This window comes from Arthrobacter mangrovi, assembly GCF_026011795.1.
In the GTDB taxonomy this organism is placed as follows: Bacteria; Actinomycetota; Actinomycetes; order Actinomycetales; family Micrococcaceae; genus Crystallibacter; species Crystallibacter mangrovi.
The window spans coordinates 1-7,238 of sequence record NZ_BRVS01000043.1 but is presented as its reverse complement, the minus strand read 5'-3'; the positions used below and the strand labels follow the sequence as shown (position 1 = coordinate 7,238).

7 protein-coding genes are annotated in these 7,238 nt (G+C 69.5%); 4 read left to right on the top strand and 3 right to left on the bottom strand.

The features are described 5' to 3' along the window. Window positions 1-67 precede the first annotated feature (67 nt). Window positions 68-1,579, bottom strand: a complete 1,512-nt coding sequence (scpC, locus tag AHIS1636_RS20220) for a succinyl-CoA:acetate CoA-transferase ScpC (protein ID WP_264797670.1) — start codon at window positions 1,577-1,579, stop codon at window positions 68-70. A 213-nt stretch (window positions 1,580-1,792) separates the two neighbouring features. Here scpC and AHIS1636_RS20215 point away from each other — a divergent pair, with 213 nt between their 5' ends. Together AHIS1636_RS20215 and AHIS1636_RS20210 are read left to right on the top strand one after the other, a co-directional pair. Next, window positions 1,793-2,032, top strand: a complete 240-nt coding sequence (locus AHIS1636_RS20215; RefSeq protein WP_264797669.1) for a hypothetical protein — start codon at window positions 1,793-1,795, stop codon at window positions 2,030-2,032. Continuing rightward, window positions 2,032-3,168 carry a baeRF2 domain-containing protein gene (locus AHIS1636_RS20210; RefSeq protein ID WP_264797668.1) on the top strand — a complete coding sequence of 379 codons (1,137 nt, stop codon included), beginning with the start codon at window positions 2,032-2,034 and terminating at the stop codon, window positions 3,166-3,168. Before AHIS1636_RS20215 ends, AHIS1636_RS20210 begins: the two co-directional genes overlap by 1 nt. A 165-nt stretch (window positions 3,169-3,333) precedes the next feature. Here the strand turns inward: AHIS1636_RS20210 and AHIS1636_RS20205 are convergent, their stop codons facing one another. Further along, window positions 3,334-5,217, bottom strand: coding sequence for a glycogen debranching N-terminal domain-containing protein (locus tag AHIS1636_RS20205; RefSeq protein WP_264797667.1), 1,884 nt, complete (start codon window positions 5,215-5,217; stop codon window positions 3,334-3,336). A 146-nt stretch (window positions 5,218-5,363) separates the two neighbouring features. Here AHIS1636_RS20205 and AHIS1636_RS20200 point away from each other — a divergent pair, with 146 nt between their 5' ends. Then, window positions 5,364-6,404, top strand: coding sequence for a LacI family DNA-binding transcriptional regulator (locus AHIS1636_RS20200; RefSeq protein WP_264797665.1), 1,041 nt, complete (start codon window positions 5,364-5,366; stop codon window positions 6,402-6,404). Here AHIS1636_RS20200 and AHIS1636_RS20195 read toward each other — a convergent pair. Next, entirely contained in the window at window positions 6,401-6,655 is a 255-nt protein-coding gene (locus AHIS1636_RS20195; RefSeq protein WP_264797664.1) for a hypothetical protein, read from the bottom strand. The two genes, AHIS1636_RS20200 and AHIS1636_RS20195, sit on opposite strands and share 4 nt — an antisense overlap. A gap of 206 nt (window positions 6,656-6,861) precedes the next feature. Here AHIS1636_RS20195 and AHIS1636_RS20190 point away from each other — a divergent pair. After that, window positions 6,862-7,238, top strand: a 377-nt coding sequence (locus AHIS1636_RS20190) for a GntR family transcriptional regulator (RefSeq protein ID WP_264797663.1), incomplete at its 3' end; no start/stop codon positions are given.

Sequence of the window (7,238 nt, the reverse complement as noted above, 5' to 3'; positions counted from 1 at the left end):
CGACGGCGGTGCGCACCGCCGTCGTTATTCTTTGCCTTGGAAGTTCCTGGCCGTCGTACCTGGGGCGCTACGGGCGCATGCTGCCCGTCTCGACGAAGCGCTGGTGCCAGGACAGCGCCTCGCCGAGCAGGTGCGGCGTGTGCTTGCCCAGGCTGTCGCGGCAGGCGCGGTCGAAGTAGTCCTCGAGCAGCGGCCGGAAGTCCGGGTGCGCGCACTTCTCGATCACCAGCCGGGCGCGCTGCTTGGGGGACAGGCCGCGCATGTCCGCCAGGCCCTGTTCCGTCACCAGCACCATCGTGTCGTGCTCGGTGTGGTCCACGTGGCTGACCATGGGCACGATGCCGGAAATTCTGCCGCCCTTGGCCGTGCTCGGGGACATGAAGATGGAGAGGAAGGAGTTGCGCGCGAAGTCGCCGGAGCCGCCGATGCCGTTCATCATCTTGCTGCCCGCGATGTGGGTGGAATTCACGTTGCCGTAGATGTCCGCCTCGATCATGCCGTTCATGGCGATGCAGCCCAGGCGCCGGATGACCTCCGGGTGGTTGGAGATTTCCTGCGGCCGGAGCAGGATCTTGTCGTGGTAGAAGTCCACGTTGGCGTTGAACTCTTCCAGGCCGGGGGCGCTGAGCGAGAAGGACGTGGCCGAGGCCATCCGCAGCACGCCGGAGCGCAGCAGGTCCAGCATGCCGTCCTGGATCACCTCGGTGTAGGCGGTCAGCCCGCGGAAGCCGCCCGAGGCGAGTCCGGCCAGCACGGCGTTGGCGACATTGCCGACGCCCGACTGCAGCGGCAGCAGCTGCTCCGGCATGCGGCCGCGCTTGACCTCGTGCTCGAGGAAGTCCAGGATGTGGCCGGCGATCCGCGTGGAAGCCTCGTCCGGCGGGTTGAACGGGGAGTTGCGGTCCGGCGCGTTGGTTTCGACGACGGCCACGACCTTCGCCGGGTCCACGTGCAGGTAGGGCTCGCCGATCCGGTCCTCCGGGTGCTCCAGCATGATCGGCTTGCGGTTCGGCGGCAGCGCGGTGCCGTAGTAGACATCGTGCATGCCTTCGAGGCCGTCGGGCTGCCATTCGTTGACCTCGAGGATGACCTTGTCCGCGTCCCGCAGCCAGGTCATGTTGTTGCCCACCGATGAGGAAGGAATCAGCCGGCCGTCCTCGAGGATGCCGGCGACCTCGACGACCGCCAAGTCGATGTGCCCGAAGAATCCGAACCAGGTGTGCTGGGCGACGTGGCTCAGGTGCATGTCGATGTAGTCGATTTCGCCGGCATTGATCTGGCTGCGCAGGGCCGGATCCGACTGGAACGGCAGGCGCAGCTCCATGCCCCGGGCCTCGGCCAGCACGCCGTCGAGCTCGGGTGCCGTGGACGCGCCGGTCAGTACCTTGATGCGGAACTCCTTGCCGGCGTCGTGCTCCCGCGCCATCAGCTTGGCCAGCGAGCCGGGAACGGCCTTAGGGTAGCCGGCCCCAGTGAAGCCGCTCATCGCGACCGTCATTCCCGGCTGGATCAGCGCGGCTGCTTCGTCGGCGGACATGAGGCGCTCGGCCAAACCGGCGCTGCGGATGCGGTGGTGCATTGACGATCCTTCGTTCTGGGGGGTTCGGCTCAACTCTAGTACGGGCCGCATTGCGGGGACCGGACGGAGCTGCCGCAGGGCGTCATCACCGGGCTTTTCGGGCGCCCCGGGGCGGTTCCCGGGAGTCCCTTCCACGCCCAGATAGCCGGTGCTACGGTGAGGTTACGGATCGATAAAGCGCACGGCTGGCGCCGCTGCGGGAAGGAGATCGCCATGGTGGAACGGGGCAGCAACAAGCACGGGCCCGCTCTGGATGACCAGATGAAGCACGAAGACCAGGGCCTGATCCAGGGCAGCAAGCCGGGACACGCCGAGGAATTCCGGGAGACCGAACCCTTCCCCGACGAGACGGACAGTCCCGAGGTGCTCGAGGCGCTGCGGAACGAGTCGGCCAAGCGCAACGCCGAGCAGGGCCGCCGGGACAAAGAAGAAGAGGGCGGTGTGACCCGCTGATGGCTGAGCAGCTCAATTCGTACGCGGACCTCTACCGGAAGACCGGCCCCTGGACCACGGTCTACGTCGACGCGAGCACCGGAACCGTGGACACCCTCCGGGCCGGCGACATCCTGCCGGACCGGGTACGCGACGTGCTCTCGGGCCAGGGTATTTCGAAGCCGGACCTCCGGGCGGTCGAAGAAGCCATCGCTCCGGCCACCGGCATGCCCGCCCCGGTGAGCCGCTACGTGCTGGTCCGGGACGGCAATGTCGAGGTGAACGAGGTCCTGCCCGGACCCATGACGGGGCCGGAGAAGATCTCGGTCGAGACCGTGCCGGACCTGCTGCCGCTGATCAAGCAGCGCGGCGACGACTTCCCCTACGTGGTGGCGGAGGTGGGGCGCGACGGCGGCGAGATCCGCCTGCAGTACGCCCGCCGCGGCGGTGTGGCGGAGGAGCATGCGGTCGAGGGTGACCGGGAAAACCTCAAGAAGGTGCCCACCGGAGGCTGGGAACAGGGCCGCCGGCAGCACCGGACCGAAGAAATCTGGCGCAAAAACGCGGACGAGATTGCCGCGGCCATCGACAAGGTGGTGCGCTCCTGCGGTGCCCGGTTGCTGATCGTGGCCGGCGATATCAGGGCGCGGGAACTGGTGGTGGACCAGCTTTCGGAGGCGAGCCGGGCCATCGAGGCGACGGTGGATTCCCACACCAGGACGGGCGGGGCGGATCCGAAGGCGTTCCAGGAGGAAGTCTCCCGGCTCGTGGCGGAGGTCTGGGCGCGGCAGCAGCAGGAGATCCTGGACAGGCTCGCCGTGCAGAAGGGCCAGAGCCATCCCGTCTCGGCCACCGGCTACGGCAATGTGGTCTCCGCGCTGCAGCAGGCGCAGGTGGACCGGCTCATCCTGGAGGATTCTTCGCTGACCGGCCATGAGGCGTTCGTGCTGGACCAGGAACCGTGGATCGCGACGCAGAAGAGCGATGCGCTCGGCGGGCGGGTGCTCGGCAGCATGGCCGCACCGGCGGCGCTGGTCCGGGCGGCCGCACTGACGGACGCGAAGGTCTCGCTGGTGCCGCCCGGCGTCCTGGATCCGGGAACCAAAGTGGCGGCGCTGCTGCGCTGGCCGACCGGGCCGGACGTGCCGCACTCCTGACCGGGGCGCAGCGCAGCTCCGACAACCCGTATTCAACACAGGCAGTCAACACAACCATTCGACAGGAACGGCTCCGGCGGGATGCTCCCGCCGGAGCCGTTGTGTACTTGGGGCTGTTGGGACGCTCGCGTGGTTACCCGTCGGCTCCTGGATGCTGCCCTCGGGTCAGCCGAGCACGTTGAAACCGCCCAGCGCCTGGGCGATCGGCACCGCGGACGCGGCGGCCCACGCCGACGGCCTGCAGGCCGTCGGGTAGGGGACCGGCGGCCACATCCGGGACGAGTCGTGTCCCGAGAACAGCTCCGGCAGCCGCCAGCCGAACCCCTCGGCGGCGTCGAGCAGCCCGCGCGCCAGCTCGGCCGCCTGCTCCTCGAACCCATCGCGCATCATGCCCATCAGGATCCACGCCGTGTCGTGGGTCCAGACGGATCCGGCGTGGTGCCGCGTGGGCCAGTAGCCGCCGTTGGTGTCCGAGATGGTCCGTACCCCGTAGCCGGTGAACAAGCTGCGGTCCATCAGGCGTTCGACCACGAGGGCCTTCTCCTCAGGATGCAGCAGGCCCGTGCCGAGCAGGTGCCCCATGCTGGAGGAGACGGCGTCCACCGGGCGCTTGTCCCCGTCCAGGGCGGCGGCCGGGTACGCGCCCGCCTCGTCTTCGCACCAGAACTTCTCGCGGAAGCGCCGGGCCAGGTCGGCCGCGAACGCCCGCCAATCGCCGGATCCGGGCTGGCCGAAATGGTCCAGCATCTCGGCGCCCACGGTGGCGGCCTCATGGGCATAGGCCTGGACCTCCGCCAGGGCGATCGGCCCCCGCGCCACCCGTCCGTCCTGGAAACGGATGGCATCCGGCGAATTCTTCCAGCCCTGCCAGCCACCTGCGGAACCGCCGCCTGGCGACTCGATGAAACCGTCGCCGTCGGAATCCCCGTACTCCTGCAGCCAGGACAGGGCCGCCTGCAGGTTCGGCAGCAGCTGCGCCACCTGCGCGTCGGACATGCCGCTGTGCCAGGCATCATGCAGCAGGATGATCCAGAGGCAGGTGGCGTCGATGGATTCGTAGCTGACCGGCGGCACCTGCAGGATCCGCCCGTCCTCGCCCGTCTCGTACCGCACGCGCCGGACCTCGTGCAGGATCTTTCCCGGCTGCTCGCCCGAATCCCCGGAGCTGTGCGTGCCCTGCCGGGCGGCCAGCGCACGGAGCGTGCCGGCCGCGAGCTGCGGGTCGATCAGCAGCAGCATCCGGGCAGCGACCAGGGCCTCCCGGCCGGACAGGGTCATGGCCCAGGGTGCGCCGGCGGCGAGGAAGGAGTTCTGCTGGTAGGACCGGTCCGCGATGCGCAGGCCGTTCAGGTCGCTGATGGACCGGGCCATCAGCCGAATCAGCCGGGGGTCGCCGCTGACCGAGGGCGTGCGCAGCGGCTGGCCGGCGGCCGCCACCACGGGGAACCCTTCATTGCGCAGGTCCAGGGACCAGCCAACGACGACGGCGTCCGCGGGCGGCAGGTCGAACTCCCAGGCCAGCAGGACCTGGCTGCCGTTGAACTCGAGCTCGGCTCCCTCGGCGGACAGGCGGGCGCTGGTGCCTTGGCCGCGCCACTGCCATTCGCTGGAGCCGGGCGCCAGGGATCCGGCCGCCGTCGAGGCGCCCGCCTTGACCTGCTCCAGCGGCGTGGAGTCCGCGACCAGTTCCACGTGGACGCTGAGCCGCACCGGGTCCGTCCGGATGGACTTGAAGGTCAGCGACTCCGCCAGCCGACCGGGCGCCGCGGTCCGCATCCGGGTCACGGAGACCAGCGGGTCCGCCGACTGCGCCGGCATCCGGACGGCGTAGACGAATTCGCTCTCGCCGGAGGAGTTCTCCTGGGTCGAGAGCCATTCCGGCTCGGCGCCGTTGACGCGCAGGACGGCCCGGGCAAGGACGCGGTCGTCGCCGCAGTAGGCGCCCTGTGCGCCCTCGCCCCGGATCTGGCCGTGGTGGTCGCTCCATGCCTGGATGGGCGCCGCGACTACGCCGGTCAGGTCGTGCAGGTAGGGCTGCCGGAAGGTCATTGATGCTCCTTCAGGATGCCATTGACACCCGATTTGAACGTTCATACTGTGGTGTTTACATCTTGGCAGAAACCCTCTTTCACGCAACCCTTGCCTGAAGGGCCAGCGCCTCGCGCGGGGAGCGGAGGCAGGAAGGGCAACGGCGCATGGTGCGGAAAAAGCCCACGCTCGTGAGCTTGGCGGAGGCCGTCGGGGTTTCTCGACAAACCGTCTCCAATGTTCTCAATAATCCCGAACGGGTCAAAGCAGCGACCCGGGACCGCGTGTTGCAGGCGATCGAAGAGAGCGGCTACCGGCCCAGCGCCGCGGCCCGGCAGCTGCGTACCCGCCGGTCGATGGACCTGGGCATGCGGTTGCGCCCGGCCGCCGGCGGGATCAGCGGCTCGGTCCTGGACCGGCTGCTGCACGCGCTGACGGAGGCGGCCCAGGATTCGGGTTACCGTCTCACCCTCTACAGCGCAGGCGACGACGGCGAGGAGGTCGCGCGGATCGAGGACTTGCTGCACGCGGCCGACCTCGACGGCTTTGTCCTGACCGGCGTGCATTCCGGGGATCCGAGGGTGGATTGGCTGCAGGAGCACGGCGTGCCGTTTGCGTGCTTTGGCCGCCCGGCCAACGGCCCGGACCCCTTCGCGGTGCCGTATCCTTGGGTCGACGTCGACGGGGCGGCGGGCACCGCGGCGGCCACCCGGTTCCTGCGGGACAGCGGATACGCCGCGGTGGGGTTCGTGGGCTGGACGGCGGATTCCGCCCCCGGCGAGGAGCGGCGCGACGGCTGGCGGCGGGCCATGTCCGGGTACCAGTCCGCCGGGGAGCTGGCGGAGCTGCAGGCAGAGGCGGAGGATACGGTCGAGGGCGGCGCCGGTGCTGCGCGCCTGCTGCTGGAGCGAGGGGCCGAAGCTTTGGTCTGTGCGAGCGATGCGCTCGCCCTAGGGGCGTTCGCCTACCTGCGCAGCGCAGTGCCGGGGCGGATTCCCGCCGTCGTCGGCTTTGATGACACCCCGGTCGCGGAGGCGGTCGGCCTGAGCAGCCTCTCGCCGCCGATCGCCCGGGCGGCCCGGCAGATCATTGAAGTGCTGTCCCACCGCTTGTCCGGCGGGCCGGAGGGGCAGGGGCCCCGGCGGCACCTGCTGCTGGAACCCTCGCTGGTGGTCCGGACGCCCCGCGACCTGGGCCGTCCGTCCTAGATGTCGAAACCGTTCCGTTCCGGTGGCCGGTCGTCGCCCTCGGGGATCCAGGTCAGCGTGATCTCCACCCCGCCGCGGATCGCCCCGATCACCATGTTCAGGTCCTCGCCGTACAGATCTTCGTGGCTCACGTCCCCGCCGTCTTCGCGCCGCTGCTCGATGAGCTCCGTTAGGGCCGCCGCCATGGCCCGGCCCCAATCCTGCGGGTGGCGGCTGCTGGCTTCCGCGGAGGCGGTGTATTTCCTGATCATCGGCGGGTCCGTCCTCGCCGGCAGGGCATTCCGCCCCCTGCCCGCGGGTCAATGATTGCGCGTCGCGAATGTGTCCGCGCACCTGTGATGCGGATCTCACTAGGTTAGGATGGGGGATGCATCTTTGCCAATGACCGGGGCGGCTTACCTGAACATGGCGATCGGGAATGAGCCGTGCCAAAAGCGTGCGAAGACAAGGAGACGCGATGGGAGACGATCGTCCCGCAAACCGCGCCACCGATGTTGCAGAGGCGCTGCGCCAGCAGATCTTTGCCGGGGTCCTCCCGCCGGGATCCCGGATTGACGAGGCCCGGCTGGCAGAGGAGCTGGGGGTGGACCCCGGGCGGATGCTCCAGGCCCTCGCGGAGCTGGCCGACGAAGGACTCGTGGAAACACTGCCGGATGGGTCCCGGCATATCGCCGTCGTCGATGAACTGCATGCCATCCAGCTGCTCGATGTCCTCGAGGTGGTGCTCGTGGCCGTCTTCGAACGGGCCGCACCGAGGATCGGCAGTAGCGGCATCGCCGCGATGGAGGCCCGCGCCGTGGAACTGGAGCCCGGCAGGTCCCCGCTATCGAGCGC